Below are 15,753 nucleotides of genomic sequence, written 5' to 3'. Positions count from 1 at the left end.
GCCCCAGGCGAGAAGGCAGCCCCAGGCGAGAAGGCAGCCGCAGGCGAGAAGGCAGCCGCAGGCGGGGACGCAAAAGAGAGCGGGAACGCCGCTACGGACGGAAAGCCCGCGACACCGGAGGAGACAGCAACCAAAACCGCAGCGGACGCCGACAAGGCCACCGGCAAAGACGACACCAAGGCCGAAGCCGCGGCAGGAAACGCGGCGGCGGCCGCTGGCGCTGCGGCCGGAAGCGCGGCGGCCGTTGGTGGACCGGCGGGCGAGGGCAAGACCGCTGCCGGCCCCACGAGTCACGCCGCGCCCAAGCGGGCCGGGCGGCTTCGGCGGGCGGCGCCCGTTCGGGTGGCGGGGCGGGTCGGCAGGAGCACCGCCGAGTGGGCCAAGCGGCCCAGTGGGCGGCTCATTCTGCCGGCGCTGGTTGCCGTCGTGCTCTTGGGGGCGGCGGGCACCGCGGGGGCCTATCTCGTGCCCGAGGCTTTGAAGGCCGCGCCCTCGCCCAGTGTCACGCCAGGGTTTCCGATCGAGGCTGCCGGCGGTGGAGGGCTTCCGTCCGCGGGGGTGCCGGGCAGTGCGCCCGCGGTGCCGGGGAGCTTGCCCGCGGGGGTGCCGGGGCTGCCCAGTGCGGGGCTGCCCGGCGCGGGGGTGCCCACGACGGCGCCGGGGACCGCGACGCTCGTGCCCACGCCGCCCGCTCAAACGGGCGCGCAGACGGGTGGGCAGACCGGGACGCAGACGGGTGGGCGACCGGCCGATGCGCTCGCCGCGTGGGCGGGGCAGGTCGGCACCAAGGTGGGCATTCCGGTTGTCGCTGTTCAGGCCTACTCGTACACCGAGCTGGTCTTGGCCAAGACCATGCCTTCCTGCCACCTCAGCTGGACCACCATCGCCGCCATCGCCAAGGTCGAGTCGGACCACGGGAGTGCCAACGGGGCGGTTCTCGGCGCCGACGGGGTGGTCACGCCGGAGATCTACGGGCTGCCTCTCGACGGTAAGGGTGGGCGGCAGCTCATTCCGGACACCGACCGGGGCGCGCTCGACAAGGACACGACCTACGACCGGGCTGTGGGGCCGCTTCAGTTCATTCCGGCGACCTGGAACCAGTTCAAGGTGGACGCCGACAACGACGGGGTGGCCAACCCCAACGACATCGACGATGCGTCACTGACCGCGGGCACCTATCTCTGCCAGGGCGGGCGCGACCTGACCCGGCCCGATGCCTGGTGGGACGCGATTTTCTCGTACAACGCGGTGCGGCCGTACGCGCAGAAGGTCTTCGAGGCCGCCAACGACTACGGGCAGCGGAGCCGCAGCTGAGGCCCAATATTGCACACACGGTGACGATACCTACACATTTACGGTCCGAGACCTTCCCAGAATGTCTCCTTACCGGCAAGCTGTACGCGTGAGGGTGCGTGAGTGGGATCCCCGGACCGCCTCGGCGGCGGAGATCCGGTCGCTCGTGGAGACGGTGAACGCCGTGTTGGCCACCGATCTGCCCGACGATCCGCCGTGGCAGGACGTGCAGGTCCGTGACTATCTCGCCGAGACGATGCCCGGTGAGCGGCGGATCAGCTGGGTGGCCGAGGACGATCGGTTGCCCGAGGGCGAGAGCGAGATCTTCGCGCACGTCAGCATGCTGCTGCTCGGTGACATCGGCGTGCTCGAGATCATGGTGCATCCGCGGCTGCGGCGCCGAGGGCTCGGGCGGCAGCTTGTCGCGGTCGCGGCCCGGCGGGCCTACCTTGAGGGCTTCTCCACGATCGGCGTCGAGGCCATCGGCGGCACACCGGCCATCGCGTTCTACGAGTCGCTCGGCTTCGAGCGCGAATACGTCGAGACGCGCAGCGTGCTCACCCTCTCGGCGGTCGACTGGCCGGCCCTCGACGCCATGGCCGGGGCCATCGGCGGCGGCTACCGGGTCGAATACCACCCGGGCGGCCCGCCCGACCATCTGCTCGAGGCGTACGCGCAAGCCAAGCTCGAAGCGCAGGACGAGGACGACGACCTCGACCTGGCGCCCCGCTCCTCCGACCCGCAACGCCTGCGCGACTCGCTCACCACGCTGCACAAGCGCGGCCTCAAGCCCTACATCGTGCTCGCCATCCACGAGTCCACCGGCGTGGTCGCCGGGCTCACCGAGGTCGTCGTCCCCGCCCAGCATCCGGAGCGCGCCGACCAGTACGACACCATCGTCGTGCGCGACCACCGCGGCTACGGCATCGACCGGGCGATCAAGGCCCGCATGCTCTTCGAGCTCCGCAAGGCCGAGCCGGGCCTGCGCGAGGTGCAGACCTGGAACGCACAGCACAACGAGTCCATGCTCAAGGTCAACGCCGAGTTGGGCTATCTGCCCGATCGGGACTGGTTCGAGTACGGCGCCGACGTGTCACAACTCGTCCAGAGCCTCGAACCCATCGACTAGGCTCTACCTCTGCTCTAGTGTCGGCGTATGGTCCGCTGTGGAGACGGTGCGCGACGTCGCCGGATATGGGCGCTCCTCGCCACACCGATCATCGCCGTCGGCACGTTCTTCCCCGGCCCGGCCGACGCGGCCGTGCGGGACGAGCCGCTCACCGTCGGCTCCGTTCAGGGCGGCACCCTCGACAACCCACGCGCCCACCGCTCGCCGTACGCGCCGGCCGCCGGTAACGGCTCCAGCAGCCTCAAGTACCAGGTGCGCGGCATCGTCACCCAGCTCACCCTGTCGCACACCGCCGCCGGCCAGGACCAGTACGGCTTCTTCCTGCAGAGCCGCCGCGACAACACCGACGGCGACCCCACCAGCTCCGACGGCGTCTTCGTCTTCATGGGCTCGTTCACCACGCTCATCGGCGGGTACGCGCCCCGGGCCGGCGACGAGATCGTGGTCAACGCCCGCGTCGCCGAATACTTCAACCTCACCCAGCTGACCGGCGCCGAATGGGTCGCCACCCTCGCGACCGGCCTCGACGTCGCCGCCGAGGTGCAGGTGGACGACGCCGTGCCGCCCGCCGACGCGCGGGCCGCCGACCTGTTCTGGGAACGTCACGAGGGCGCCCAGCTGCGCGTCCGGCAGGGTTCCGCCGCCGTGTCGAACACCAAGACGTACGCGTCGACCGACGACGCCGAGACGTGGCTCGTCGACCGTGACGACCCGCTTCTCGACCGTGCCGACCCGTACGCGAGGAGGGTGTTCCGGGACGCGCACCCGCTCGACGACCTGCCGGGCACCGTGGACAACGGCAACGGCAACCGGATCATGCTGGGCCCGATGGGCGTGAAGGCCGCCGCCGGCGACAGCGGCGTCGTGCTGCCCGCGGCGCGCACCTTCGACACCGTCAGGTCCGACGCCGTCGGGGGTCTCTACTACGCCTTCAACAAGTACGGCATCCAGGTCGGCGCCGTCGCCTACACCCGCGGAACCGACCCGGCGGGCAACCATCCGCCCGCGCCAGCCCGCCGCGGCCACGAGCTGGCGATCGCCACGTTCAATGTGGAGAACCTGTACGACTTCCGCGACGACCCGGCGGACGGCTGCGACTTCGCCGGCAACACCGGATGCCCCGGCGTCGCCCCGCCGTTCGACTACGTGCCCGCGAGCCAGGCCGACTACGACGCCCACCTCGCCGGGCTCGCCGCCCAGATCCGCGACGACCTGCACCGCCCCGACCTGATCCTCGTGCAGGAGGCCGAGGACCAGGACATCTGCCGCGTCGACCGGAACGCCCTGCGCTGCGACGCACCGGACGGCAAGCCGGACACGCTGCAGGAGCTGGCCCTGCGGGTCCCGGGCGGGCGGTACGACGCGGCCTTCGACCGCAGCGGCGCCGACGCTCGTGGCATCGTCTCGGGCTTCCTCTACCGCACCGACCGCGTCTCCCTGGCCGCCGCCCAGCCGGCGCTGGACGTGATCTACCGGGGTGCTCCGCTGCCGAGCAACGCCGAGGTGTCCAACCCGAAGACGTTCAACGCCGTGCTCCCCGCCGACGTGGACGTCTCCACCGGTGTGGACGGCACCGATGTCTACACCCGGGCGCCGCAGGTCGGGCTCTTCGAGGTGCGCGGCGGCGGCACGATCTGGGCGATCAGCAACCACTTCTCGTCGGGGCCGGACACCCGGGTCGGCCAGCGCCGCGAGCAGGCCGCGTACGGGGCGGCCATCGCGGACGCGATCGAGGCGGCCGACCCGTACGCGCGGGTCGTCCTCGGCGGGGACCTGAACGTCTTCCCGCGGCCCGACGACCCCGTCCCGGCGAACCCCGGCGATCAGCTCGGCCCGCTGTACGGGACGGGCCTGCACAACCTGTGGGACGACCTCGCCGCCGACGCGCCGGAGGCCGCCTACTCGTACGTGTTCGAGGGGCAGGCCCAGACCCTGGACCACCTCTTCGTCAACGAGCGGCTGCACCGCGACCTGGTCGAGATGCGGGCCGCGCACGTGAACGCCGACCACTCGGACGGCGTCAGCGACCACGACCCGCAGGTGGCCCGTTTCCAGTCCCGGGCCGGCCTGAGCGTGGGCGACGCCCGCGTCGTCGAGGGCAACGAAGGCAAGGCCACGCTCATTTTCCCCGTCACGCTGACCTGGCCGCTCGCCTCGGCGGTGACCGTCTGCGCCACCACCGTGCCGGGCACGACGACGCTGCCGCTCGCCGACTTCGACCCCTACTTCGGCTGCCGCCTGATCACCGCGGGCGCCACCACTGTCGACTTTCCCGTGCAGGTGCGCGGCGACCGGCTCCGCGAGTCGGACGAGACGCTGACGCTCGAGGCGGTCGCCCTCGACGCCGTCCGCCTCGTGGACGGCAGCGGCGCCGGGACGATCGTCAACGACGACTGACGACTAGCGGAGCTTCTGGGCGACCTCGGTGGCCCAGTAGGTGAGCATGATCTGGGCGCCGGCCCGCTTGATGGAGGTCAGCGACTCGAAGATGACCCGATCGCGGTCGATCCAGCCGTTGCGGGCGGCCGCCTCGACCATCGCGTATTCGCCGGAGACCTGGTAGGCGGCGACCGGCACGGTGACGCGCTCGCGGATCGCCGCGATGACGTCGAGGTACGGCAGGGCCGGCTTCACCATAACGATGTCCGCGCCCTCGGCGATGTCGAGGTCGACCTCGCGCAGCGCCTCGCGCAGGTTGGGCGGGTCCTGCTGGTACTGCCGGCGGTCGCCCTGCAGCGTCGACTCGACGGCCTCGCGGAACGGGCCGTAGAAGGCGCCCGCGTACTTCGCGGAGTAGGCCAGGATCGAGACGTCCTGATAACCCGCTTTGTCCAAGGCGGCCCGGATGACGCCGATCTGCCCGTCCATCATGCCGGACGGACCCACCATGTGCGCACCGGCCTGAGCCTGCGCCACGGCCATCGACGCGTAGAGCGGCAGCGTGGCGTCGTTGTCCACCGAGCCGTCCGCGGCCAGCACCCCGCAGTGCCCGTGCGAGGTGAACTCGTCGAGGCACAGGTCGCTCATCACGACCGTCGAGTCGCCGACCTCGGAGACGAGGTCACGGATGCCGACGTTGAGGATGCCGTCGGGGTCGAGGCCGGCCGACCCGGTCTCGTCCTTGTGCTCGTTCGTGGGCACGCCGAACAGCATCAGGCCGCCGACGCCCGCCGCCACCGCCTCGTGCGCGGCCTTGCGCAGCGACTCCCGCGAGTGCTGCACGACGCCCGGCAGCGAACTGATCTCGCGCGGCTCGGTCAGACCCTCCTTGAGGAAGAGGGGCAGGACCAGCTCGGCCGGCGAGAGCCGGGTCTCCTCGACGAGGCGCCGCACGGCGGGCGAGCGGCGCAGGCGGCGGGGACGGACTTCGGGGTACGACATGAGGAGTCCTTAGCGGAACCGAAGGGCTGTGGGTCCCTGGACCTTCGAGCCGCGGCGCTGCTTCGCCGGCATGGCGGCCAGCTTCTCGCGCAGCTCCACCGCGTACGACGCGAGCGCCTCGACCAGGTCCGGCACGGAAGCGTGCTGCGGCTGGACGTCGACGCGCAGGCCGAACTCGGTGGCCGTCTCGGCGGTCTTCGGGCCGATCACCGCGACGACCGTGCGGGCGTGCGGCTTGCCGGCGATGCCGACCAGGTTGCGAACGGTGGAGGACGAGGTGAACAGCACCGCGTCGAAGCCACCCGACTTGATCGCGTCGCGGATCTCGGCCGGCGGCGGCGCGGCACGCACCGTGCGGTACGCGGTCACGTCGTCCACCTCCCAGCCCCGCTCGATCAGGCCGGCGGCCAGCGTCTCGGTGGCGATGTCGGCGCGCGGCAGCAGCACCCGGCCGACCGGGTCGAGGATCTCGTCGTGCGGCGAGAACTCGGCGAGCAGGCCCTCGCTGGACTGGTCGCCGGCGGGCACGAGCTCGGGCTGGATGCCGAAGGCGCGTACCGCGTCGGCGGTGGCCTCGCCGATGCAGGCGATCTTGACGCCGCCGAAATGACGGGCGTCGAGGCCGTGCTCGTCGAACTTCTCCCAGACCGCGCGGACCGCGTTGACCGAGGTGAAGACGACCCAGGCGTAGCGGCCGTCGACCAGGCCCTTGACCGCGCGCTCCATCTGCGCCGGGGTGCGCGGCGGCTCGACCGCGATGGTCGGCACCTCGCAGGGGATCGCGCCGTAGGCCCGCAGCCGCGCGCTCATCGCGCCGGCCTGCTCCTTGGTGCGCGGCACCAGGACCTTCCAGCCGTAGAGCGGCCGGTTCTCCCACCAGCTCATGGCGTCGCGCTCGGCGACGTCGCCGCCGACCGTGAGCACGACCCGGCCGGTGAAGCCGAGCGCCGCGGCGACGAAGCTGTCGACCGTGGACGCCGTCGTGTACTGGGTCTCGCCGGTGCCGTCGCCGGTCACCGCGACCGGCGTGCCCGGCTCGACGCCGGACGCGAGCAGGCCGTCGCGGACCGCGGCGAGGTCGCCGGCGTCGACCGCCACGGCGAACGAGCCCTTGAGGGCGGCCGCGGCGAGCGCGTCGAAGTCGAGGGTGGCGACGTCACCGACGTCGGCGGTGACGCGGACGCCGGGCAGCGGGACACCGGCGTACGTGGCGACGCCCTCGGCCTGGCCCAGGCCGGGCACCACCTCGAAGTGCACCGCGGTGCGCGCGACCGCCTGCACCTCCTTGACCACGGACTCGTGGCCGAACGGGTCGCCCGCCACCAGGTGCACGGCGGACAGGCCGGACTTCGCGGCGGAGAGCAGCACCTTGGCGACGTCGCCGGGCGCGCCCTCGGCAGGGCTGAACTGAGTGTCCGCCTTGGCCTCCGCCTTGATCGCGGACAGCAGGGACTCGGGCACTCCTCGGTCGTAGACCACCTGGTCGGCATCGGTGAGCGCGGCGTGGGCGCGGCGGGTCAGCAGCTCGGGGTCGCCGGGTCCGGCGCCGACGAACGCGATGCGTCCGGCTGGCTTGCGGGCGGTGCGGGTGGTCATTCTGTGCTCCCCATCAGGGTATCGGCGCCGGCGTCGAGGAGATCGGCGGCGAGCGCCTTGCCGATCTCCGCCGCGTCGGCGGGCGTTCCGGTGCGCGACAGCCGGATGGCTCGAACCCCATCCGGGCTGATCACCGCACCGCGCAGGTAAATCTCGTCGCCGCTCTCGCCCTCGGCGAGCTCGGCATGTGCCGCGACCGGGGCGGAACACCCGGCCTCGAGCGTGGCCAGCATCGCCCGCTCCGCGACGACGGCGGCGCGGGACGGTGCGTGGTCGAGCGCGGCCAGCAGCTCGACCAGGTCTGCGTCGTCGGCCCGGCACTCCACCGCCAGCGCGCCCTGTGCGGGGGCGGGCAGCATGAGCATCGGGTCGAGCGTCTCGCTGATCTCGGCCGTGCGGCCGAGACGCGCCACGCCGGCCCGCGCGAGAACGACGGCGTCCAGGTCTGCCTCGGGTCCGTGCACCCGGGCGATCCGGCTGTCGACGTTTCCGCGGATCGGCGTGACCTGCAACTCTAGGCCCAAAGCCCGCAGTTGCGCGATTCGGCGCACCGCGCCGGTGCCGACCAGCGAGCCCGGCGGGAGCTCCGCGAGCGTGCGGTTGCCCTTGGTGACGAGCGCGTCCCGCGGGTCCTCACGCGGGGGCACGGCCGCGATGTGCAGGCCGGCGTGCTCGGCGGTGGGCAGGTCCTTGTACGAGTGGACGGCAAAGTCGATCTCGCGGGCGAGCAGGGCGTCGCGCAACGCGGACACGAAGACGCCGACACCGAGCTGGGCCACGGGGGCCGAGGAGCGGTCACCCGAAGTGACGATTCGCACAAGCTCGACCGGGCGACCGGTGGCCGCGGTGAGCGCGTCCGCGGTCTGTTGCGACTGAGCGAGCGCCAGCGCGCTGCCTCGGGTGCCGAGGCGCAGCGGGGTACTCACGCTTTTCCTCCGATCTCAGGCACCGCATCGGCCTGTGTGGCGTGCGGTACGTCCAGGTCGAACAGCTCGCGCAGCAGGGCCGCGTACTGGTCACCGCCGGGCTCGGCGGCCAGCTGGCGCACGCGCACGGTCGGTGAGTGCAGCAGCTGCTGAACAACCCGGTGCAGCGTACGGGAAATGTCGCCCCGCTGCTCATCCGTGAAATCGGGCCGCCGCCCCCAGAGCTTGCGCAGCTCGGCACTGACCACGTCCTCGGCGCGCGTGCGCAGCGCGGCCACGGTCGGCGCGATCTCCGCGCCGCGCAGCCAGCCGAGAAAGTGATCAACCTCGCTCGCGACGATCTGCTCGACCGCCGCGGTCTCGGCCGCCGCGGGCGCCGAGCGCCGGGACGCGGCGAGGCTGTCGATGTCGATGATCGTGACGCCCGGCACGTCGTACGCGTCCGGGGCGACGTCGCGCGGCACGGCCAGGTCGAGCACGACCAGCGGCGCGGCCGCCTGGAGCCGGGCGCGGGTGAGCACCGGCTCGGTCGCCGCGGTCGCGGTGATCACCAGCTCGGCCTCGGCCAGGGCGGCGTCCAGGTCGTCGAAGGCGACGGCCGTGGCGCCGTACGCCTCGGCGAGCCGGTCGGCGCGCGCGGCGCTGCGGTTGGTGATCCGCAGCGGGCCGACGCCGGCCCGGGTGAGCGTGGCGACCGAGAGCGCTCCCATCGCGCCGGCGCCGACGACCAGGGCCTTCTTGCCCTCCAGCGAGCCGAGGTGGCTCTCGGCGACCTCGAGCGCCGCGGTGACGACGCTCTGCCCGGCCCGGTCGATGCCGGTCTCGGCGTGTGCCCGCTTGCCGACCCGCAGCGCCTGCTGCATCAGCTCGTGGAGCAGGCGGCCGGCGGAGTCGGACTCGGTGGCCACGTGATAGGCGTCGCGCAGCTGGCCGAGGATCTGCGACTCGCCGACGACCATCGAGTCGAGGCCGGCCGAGACCTTGAACGAGTGCTGGACCGCGGCCTCGTCGTAGTGCACGTAGAGATGGCCGGCGAGCTCGGTGGCCGGGATGCCGGAGACCTCGGAGAGCACGTTGCAGATGTCGCCGAGGCCGCCGTGGAAGGTGTTGACCGCCGCGTAGATCTCCACCCGGTTGCAGGTGGAGAGGACGACCGCCTCGCCGACGTACGGCTGGGCGACGAGCTTCTGGAGCAGGCCGGGCACCGCGTCGTCGGGGATGGCGAGCCGTTCCAGGGTGGCGACATCGGCGGTGCGGTACGAGGCACCGACGCTGAGGAGATTCACGACCCGACCGCCTCCTGATCGCCCGCCGTCGTGGCGGACCGCCCGCCCGGCAACGCGGTCAGCGATGCCTTGCGGTGTTCGTGGAATGAGAGAATCTGCAGCTCGATGGCGAGGTCGACCTTGCGGACGTCGACGTTCGACGGCACCGAGAGCACGCAGGGAGCGAAGTTCAGGATGCTGGTGACGCCCGCGTCGACCAGCACGTCGGCGACCGCCTGGGCGGCGCCGGCGGGGGTGGCGATCACGCCGATGGCGATCTTTTCCTCGACGGCGACCCGGCCGAGGTCGGAGATGTGCCGCACCGGGAGGCCGTGGATGATCTCGCCGACCTTGGACTCGTCGGCGTCGAAGAGCGCGACGATCTTGAAGCCGCGGCTCGCGAAGCCGTCGTAGCCGGCCAGCGCGTGGCCGAGGTTACCGAGGCCGACGAGGCAGACCGCCCGGCGCTGGTCGAGGCCGAGAACGTACTCGATCTGCTCGATCAGCAGGGTGACGTCGTAGCCGACGCCGCGCGTGCCGTACGACCCCAGGTGGGAGAGGTCCTTGCGCAGCTTGGCCGAGTTGACCCCGGCGGCGGCCGCGAGGCCCTCGCTGGAGACCGTGTCGGCACCGGTCTCGCCGAGGTTGTGCAGGGCCCGGAGGTATTCGGGCAGACGGGCGATCGTCGCCTCCGGCAGATCCGGGAAGGCCGGGACGGCTCCGGCGCCGTGGCCGGGCGTGCTTCCGTGACGCTGCTGACTCATCTGACTCCGTGCCGACGAGGTTGCGAACCTGCGGGGAACCCTCGAACGCCTGGGTGAACCGGCTGTGCTAGCGGGGCTCTTCGAAGTCAAAGAGTAGGCGCTTGTGAAGGCGTGCACAAATCGCGATCTTGATCGGATGGCTGGACAAAGATCCAACTGAGTGCTAGCTGAATTATGCCCGTTCCGTACCGCCGGGGCCACCCGCTACAGCGTCCGGGCGATCTCGACGGCCTCGACCAGAGTGTCCGCCACCGGGCGTCCCGAGGCGCGCAGTCTGGCCGGATCGGTGAATCCCCCGGTGTAGAGGACCGAAACGCCGCCGACCGACTCGGCCGCAGCCGCGTCGTCGAGCGAGTCGCCGATCAGCACCACGTCCTCGCCCGCGAGGCCCAGCTCGGTCAGGTGCTCGGCGAGGTGGCCGGCCTTGAGGTGGCCGCCGGTCTCGGTGCGCAGGCCGTCGACACGGGTGAAGACGCCGGCCAGCCCGTACGACTCGACGGCCGGCACCAGCTCCTTGTGGAACCACATGGACAGCAGCGACTGGGTGCCGGGCCAGGACCGCAGCGCCTCGGCGGCGTCCGCGGCCAGCGTCATGCTCGTCAGGCCCAGCCGGTACGCGTCGTGGAAGATCCGGTCGAGCTCCTCGAACTCCTCCTGGGAGACGGCGCGCTCGAGGATCTCGGCGTAGAACTCGGCGACCGGGCGCCGGAACCGGGAACGGTGCTCGTCCGCGTCGACCACCCGGCCACCGACGGCGGCGAACGCGTGGTTGCTGGCGGAGACCACCAGCGGGAGATCGTCGAGCAGGGTGCCGTTCCAGTCCCAGACCAGGTGCTTGCGCGTCACGGCGAACAACCTACAGGCGCGGCTCCCCCGGCTGCCTCGACAAATCCCGGAGCAGCCGGTCCTCCTCGACCTTCCAATAGCCGTGCTCGGCGCCGTCGAGCAGCACCACCGGGACCCGGTCGCCGTAGTCGCGCTCCAGCTCGATCGACGACTCGACGTCGACCCGGCTCCACTGACCAGGGACGATCCGGTCGAGCGTCGCCTCGGCCACCTCGCACAGGTGGCAACCGTCCCGGCTGATCAGGGTCACGCGGCTCACGATGACAACTCCCTCTTGCGCACCTTGCCGGTCGCCGAGTGGGGAAGCTCACGCACCAGCTCGATCGACGGCACCTTGAACCGGGCGAGCTGCCCGGCGCAGAAGACCTGGAGCTCGGCCGGGGTCGGCGGCGGGTCGAGCGCGGCCACCACGTACGCGTGGGGACGCTCGCCGCTCTCGGCGTCGGGCACGCCGACCACCGCCGACTCGGCCACTCCCGGGTGGGTCTCGAGCACCCGCTCGATCTCGGCCGGATAGACGTTGAAGCCCTGCACCAGGATCAGCTCGTCGAGCCGGTCGACCAGGTGCAGGTCGCCGTCGCCGTCCGCGTACGCCACGTCGCCGGTGGCCCACCACCCGTCGGCGTCCGGGCCGCCGCGCCCGTCCGGCCAATAGCCGGAGAAGAGGTTGGCGCCGCGCACCACGATCTCGCCCGGGTCGGTGCCGGCCGAGTCCTCGACCGACAGATCGAGCTCGGCCAGGTCCTCACCGGGGGACGGCGTGCCGTCGCGCCACAGCACCTGCCCGTCCGCCGAGCGCAGCAGCAGCGAGACGCCGGGCAGCGGGCGGCCGATCGAGCCGGGCTTGCCGCGATCGCTGACGGCCGTCGTGGTGAGCACCGGGGCGGTCTCGGTCAGCCCGTACCCGACCAGCACGCTCCGGCCGGTGGCCGCGCTGAACCGGGCCGCGTCCGCCGGGGCCAGCGGGGCAGCGCCGCAGACGGCCGTGCGCACCGGGCGCATCGCGATGTCGGCACCGGGCTGCTGCGACCACGCGGCGAACATGCCCGGGACGCCCATCACCACTGTCACGCCGCGGGTCGCGATCACCTCGAGCGAGGCGGCCGGGTCGAAGCGCTCGACCAGCACGCCCGTCGCCGCGTGGTGCGCGACCGAGCCGAGGCCGGTGTTGAGCCCGTACGCGTGGAAGAGCGGAACCGCCAGCAGCACGGTGTCGTCCGGCCCGACGACCGCCGGATCGATCGCGTCGAGCTGGTCGTGGTTGGCGGCGAGCGCCGCGTGCGTGAGCATCGCGCCCTTGGGCCGCCCGCTCGTCCCCGACGTGTAGAGCAGCACCGCGAGGTCCCCGGCCTTCACCAGGGGCATCTCCCGCCGCACGGCGGAGCGTGGGCACTCCTCGGCGCGCGTGATGACGAGCGCGGCGCCGGAGTCCTCGACGGCGAAATCGCGCTCGTCGGCCGGGTAGGCGGGATTGAGCGGCACGGCGACCCGTCCGGCGCGCAGCACGCCGAAGTAGGTCGTCACGAACTCGATCGTGTTGCCGAGCACGATCGCGACGCGGGCGCCCGGTGGCACCCGCTCGGCGACGCCCCGCGCGGCCTCGTCGACCCGGGCGTGCACCTCCGACCAGGTCAGCGAGGCGTCGGCGGTGACCAGGGCGAGGCCGTCCGGCCGGCGCGCGGCGGCTCCGGCGACCGGGTCGCGGGCTGCTTCGTCCACAGCGCTGAAGTCTGGCACAAAGCGCCACGGAAGTGGGTGCCGGACAAGGTGTCCGTCGCGCGCCGACCCGTGTCGGTCATGGTGGCAGACGTTCCTTGTGTCGCCTCTGCGCCACTTCGTACTATTTTCGCGCAGCGCACACAGTGTGCGACTCCGTGTGTCCGGCGTCCGTGATACTTCGCGTCTGTGTAACGGACTCCACAGCCCTGGGTGAGGTCGGTCTGATGTTTTGGGCCACCCCACCCCTTTTGCTATGAGTTGTCACCCCTCATCCCGAGGAGGCCGCTGTGCCACAAAAAGCACGCCCATACTGCGCATCCCTGTCTGGCGGGACGGATCAGCAGTCAAAGCAGGCCCGCCGGGTGAAGGAGGCGCAGTGACTCATGCGTACGCCGGGGATCCGTACCTCGCCTTCCACGACGGCCTGACCGTCCTCCGCACCTCTGTCGAGAACATGCTGAACTCTTCCCACCTCGCCAAGACGATCCGCGGCGACGGCCCGAAGCGGACGCGCAACCGCCCCCACGTCAACGAGTCGCCGGGCCAGTGGACGTCGCCCACCGGCAACACCAAGCCGGTCGCCGGCGGCGGCCGGGTCGCCGTGCCCGGCCGGCCGGGGATGCCACCGCAGCAGCCCACCGCCGGCCAGCGCAGCCAGCTGCCCGAGGCCGCGGTGCCGGGCGAGCAGACCGTCGTCGTGCCCGCGCAGAGCACCACGAGCCCGCCGACCGAGCCCGCGCAGCAGCCGAAGTATCCGGCCCGGCCCGATCCGGGCGACGCGGCCGCCGAGGTCTGGGCGCTGGTGGAGCGCGCCCAGGCCGGCGAGGCGGAGGCCTTCGGCCTGATCTACGACCGGTACGTCGACACCGTCTTCCGGTTCGTCTACTTCCGCGTCGGCAACCGGCAGCTCGCCGAGGACCTCACGTCCGACACGTTCCTGCGCGCGCTCAAGCGCATCGGCAGCTTCACCTGGCAGGGCCGCGACCTCGGCGCCTGGCTGGTGACCATCGCCCGCAACCTGGTCGCCGACCACTTCAAGTCGGGCCGCTACCGGCTCGAGGTCACCACCGGCGACGTCCTGGACGCCGACCGCGAGGACCGCGGCCCCGAGGGCAGCCCCGAGTCGGCCGTCGTCGACCACATCACGAACGTCGCCCTGCTCACCGCGGTCAAGCAGCTCAACCCGGAGCAGCAGGAGTGCATCGTGCTGCGCTTCCTCCAGGGCTTCTCGGTGGCCGAGACCGCACAGACCATGGGCAAGAACGAGGGCGCCATCAAGGCCCTGCAATACCGGGCGGTGCGGGCGCTGGCCCGCCTCCTGCCCGAGGGGTTCCAGGCGTGACGGATCGGCGAAACGTGACCTCCAATACCCGATGGGCGCCGCTCGCCCCCGTAACCGGGGACGCGTGTCGCGCGTTTGTCCGAGTGCGACCCCGGGCGGCCTTCGAGGCCCCCGATTTCGTCGCGACCGTCGGCGACTTCGCCGACGATTCAGTCACGAGCGAGGGGAGGTGCCCGCGGTGAGTTTCGATTTTCTGGACCGGCGGAGCGCCGAGCGCTTCGCGGAGCTTCTCGACGAGAACACCGGCGGCCGCCGGCACCACAGCCGCGGCCAGGCCGATGAACAGCTCGCCGAGCTGGTCGCCATCGGCAACAGCCTTTCCGGTGCCCGGCCCGGGGTCCGGGTGGATCCCGAGTTCCGCACCGGCCTGCGAGCGATGCTGGTGGCCACCGCCGAGCGGGACGGCATCGGCCGCACCGCCACCGCCGCCGAGGAGCCCGGATCCGGGCAGCCGTCGACGGCCCGCACCGGACTGCGCGCCGGCCTGCTGGGGCACGGCAGCCGCATCCGGGCGCGCGGCGCGATCGTGATCGGCGTCGCCGCCGGCGCGCTGGCGGTCTCCGGAATCTCCGCCGCAAGCGAGAACGCATCACCGGGCGACGCGCTCTACGGCGTCAAGCGCTCGACCGAACGCGCCCAGCTGGCCATGGCCGGCTCGGACGTCAGCCGGGGACAGCTGTCCCTGGACTTCGCCCGCAACCGGCTCGCCGAGGCGACCGCGATGCCGGGCGGCGACAAGGGCTTCGCCGGCGTGCTGGACGACATGGACGCCGACACGCGCAAGGGCGTCAAGCTGCTCACCACGTCGGCCGTCGCCAACCGCGACAGCAAGCCGCTGACCACCGTCGACGGGTTCGTCGAGCGGCAGCGCGGCACGCTGGCGCCGGTGCTCGACCGGCTGTCGCCGGGCAACCGGGAGCGCGCCGCGAGCTCGCTCACGCTGCTCGAGTCGGTGAGCAAGCGCTCGACGGACCTGCGAGCCGGCCTGGAGTGCTCCACGGTCGTCTCGAACGGCGCCGACGCGCTCGGTCCCAAGCTGCGCGGCTGCCGGACGGACGCCGACGACCAGCAGGCCACCAGCTCGCGACCCGCACCGGGGCAGAGCGGCAAGGCCACGTCGAAGCCGGCCAAGGGCACACAGGCGACGCCGCAGAAGAGCGATCCGGCCGCGAAGCCCAGCACCAGCACCGGGACCGGGACCAGCAAGACCGGCAGCACCGGGGTCACCGGCCAGCTCACGCCGACGACCACGCCGGACCTGCCGCTCGGTGGCACGCCGGTGCCGTCCGAGACGCCGTTGATCGACCCGGGCCCCGGCACGGGCGACACCGCGGACACCAGCGAGGAGGGTGTTCTCGGCGGCCTGCTCGACAACATCTTCGGCGACTAGCCGAGGCGAGACCCAGCAGGGACAAGACCCAGCAGGGACAAGACCCAGCAGGGACAAGACCCAGCAGGGACAAGACCCAGCAGGGACAAGACCCAGCAGGGA

The 15,753-nt window shown here is 72.1% G+C and carries 11 protein-coding genes and 2 pseudogenes; 5 read left to right on the top strand and 8 right to left on the bottom strand.

Translation table 11 applies throughout. The features are described from left to right. The 3 genes and pseudogenes from Ade02nite_RS47275 to Ade02nite_RS47265 form a co-directional block, all read left to right on the top strand. The coding region (locus Ade02nite_RS47275) for a lytic transglycosylase domain-containing protein (protein ID WP_203778001.1) at window positions 1-1,314 on the top strand (1,314 nt) is incomplete at its 5' end. A gap of 88 nt (window positions 1,315-1,402) precedes the next feature. After that, entirely contained in the window at window positions 1,403-2,422 is a 1,020-nt protein-coding gene (locus tag Ade02nite_RS47270; protein ID WP_239169588.1) for a GNAT family N-acetyltransferase, read from the top strand. A 147-nt stretch (window positions 2,423-2,569) separates the two neighbouring features. Continuing rightward, window positions 2,570-4,819, top strand: a pseudogene (locus Ade02nite_RS47265) (endonuclease/exonuclease/phosphatase family protein); the annotation flags it as partial. 3 nt (window positions 4,820-4,822) lie between these two features. On the opposite strand, the gene hemB reads toward Ade02nite_RS47265, so the two are convergent. From hemB to Ade02nite_RS47225, 8 genes are all read right to left on the bottom strand, one after another. Then, a complete protein-coding gene (hemB, locus tag Ade02nite_RS47260) occupies window positions 4,823-5,803 on the bottom strand; it encodes a porphobilinogen synthase (RefSeq protein ID WP_203777998.1) in 981 nt (326 codons plus the stop codon). Window positions 5,804-5,812: 9 nt separating this feature from the next. Further along, entirely contained in the window at window positions 5,813-7,399 is a 1,587-nt protein-coding gene (locus Ade02nite_RS47255) for a bifunctional uroporphyrinogen-III C-methyltransferase/uroporphyrinogen-III synthase (protein WP_203777997.1), read from the bottom strand. Then, window positions 7,396-8,325: a hydroxymethylbilane synthase gene (gene hemC, locus Ade02nite_RS47250; RefSeq protein WP_203777996.1), complete on the bottom strand. Its 930-nt coding sequence runs from the start codon at window positions 8,323-8,325 to the stop codon at window positions 7,396-7,398. The genes Ade02nite_RS47255 and hemC overlap by 4 nt, the downstream gene beginning before the upstream one ends. After that, on the bottom strand, window positions 8,322-9,611 hold the full coding sequence (locus Ade02nite_RS47245) for a glutamyl-tRNA reductase (RefSeq protein WP_203777995.1): 1,290 nt from the start codon (window positions 9,609-9,611) through the stop codon (window positions 8,322-8,324). Before Ade02nite_RS47245 ends, hemC begins: the two co-directional genes overlap by 4 nt. Continuing rightward, window positions 9,608-10,354, bottom strand: coding sequence for a redox-sensing transcriptional repressor Rex (locus Ade02nite_RS47240; RefSeq protein WP_203777994.1), 747 nt, complete (start codon window positions 10,352-10,354; stop codon window positions 9,608-9,610). The genes Ade02nite_RS47245 and Ade02nite_RS47240 overlap by 4 nt, the downstream gene beginning before the upstream one ends. Before the next feature lie 204 nt (window positions 10,355-10,558). Beyond that, entirely contained in the window at window positions 10,559-11,200 is a 642-nt protein-coding gene (locus Ade02nite_RS47235; protein ID WP_203777993.1) for an HAD family hydrolase, read from the bottom strand. A gap of 10 nt (window positions 11,201-11,210) precedes the next feature. Further along, a complete protein-coding gene (locus tag Ade02nite_RS47230) occupies window positions 11,211-11,459 on the bottom strand; it encodes a glutaredoxin family protein (RefSeq protein WP_203777992.1) in 249 nt (82 codons plus the stop codon). After that, entirely contained in the window at window positions 11,456-12,919 is a 1,464-nt protein-coding gene (locus tag Ade02nite_RS47225; protein ID WP_203777991.1) for a class I adenylate-forming enzyme family protein, read from the bottom strand. Before Ade02nite_RS47225 ends, Ade02nite_RS47230 begins: the two co-directional genes overlap by 4 nt. A gap of 376 nt (window positions 12,920-13,295) precedes the next feature. Here Ade02nite_RS47225 and Ade02nite_RS47220 point away from each other — a divergent pair, with 376 nt between their 5' ends. Beyond that, a complete protein-coding gene (locus tag Ade02nite_RS47220; protein ID WP_203777990.1) occupies window positions 13,296-14,261 on the top strand; it encodes an ECF subfamily RNA polymerase sigma factor, BldN family in 966 nt (321 codons plus the stop codon). Between the two features lie 169 nt (window positions 14,262-14,430). Beyond that, window positions 14,431-15,318: pseudogene (locus tag Ade02nite_RS47215) on the top strand (DUF5667 domain-containing protein); the annotation flags it as partial. Window positions 15,319-15,753 lie beyond the last annotated feature (435 nt).

This window comes from Paractinoplanes deccanensis, assembly GCF_016862115.1.
Lineage (GTDB): Bacteria > Actinomycetota > Actinomycetes > Mycobacteriales > Micromonosporaceae > Actinoplanes > Actinoplanes deccanensis.
Note: the sequence above shows the minus strand (reverse complement) of the source record. Positions and strands in the feature narration are given on the sequence as shown.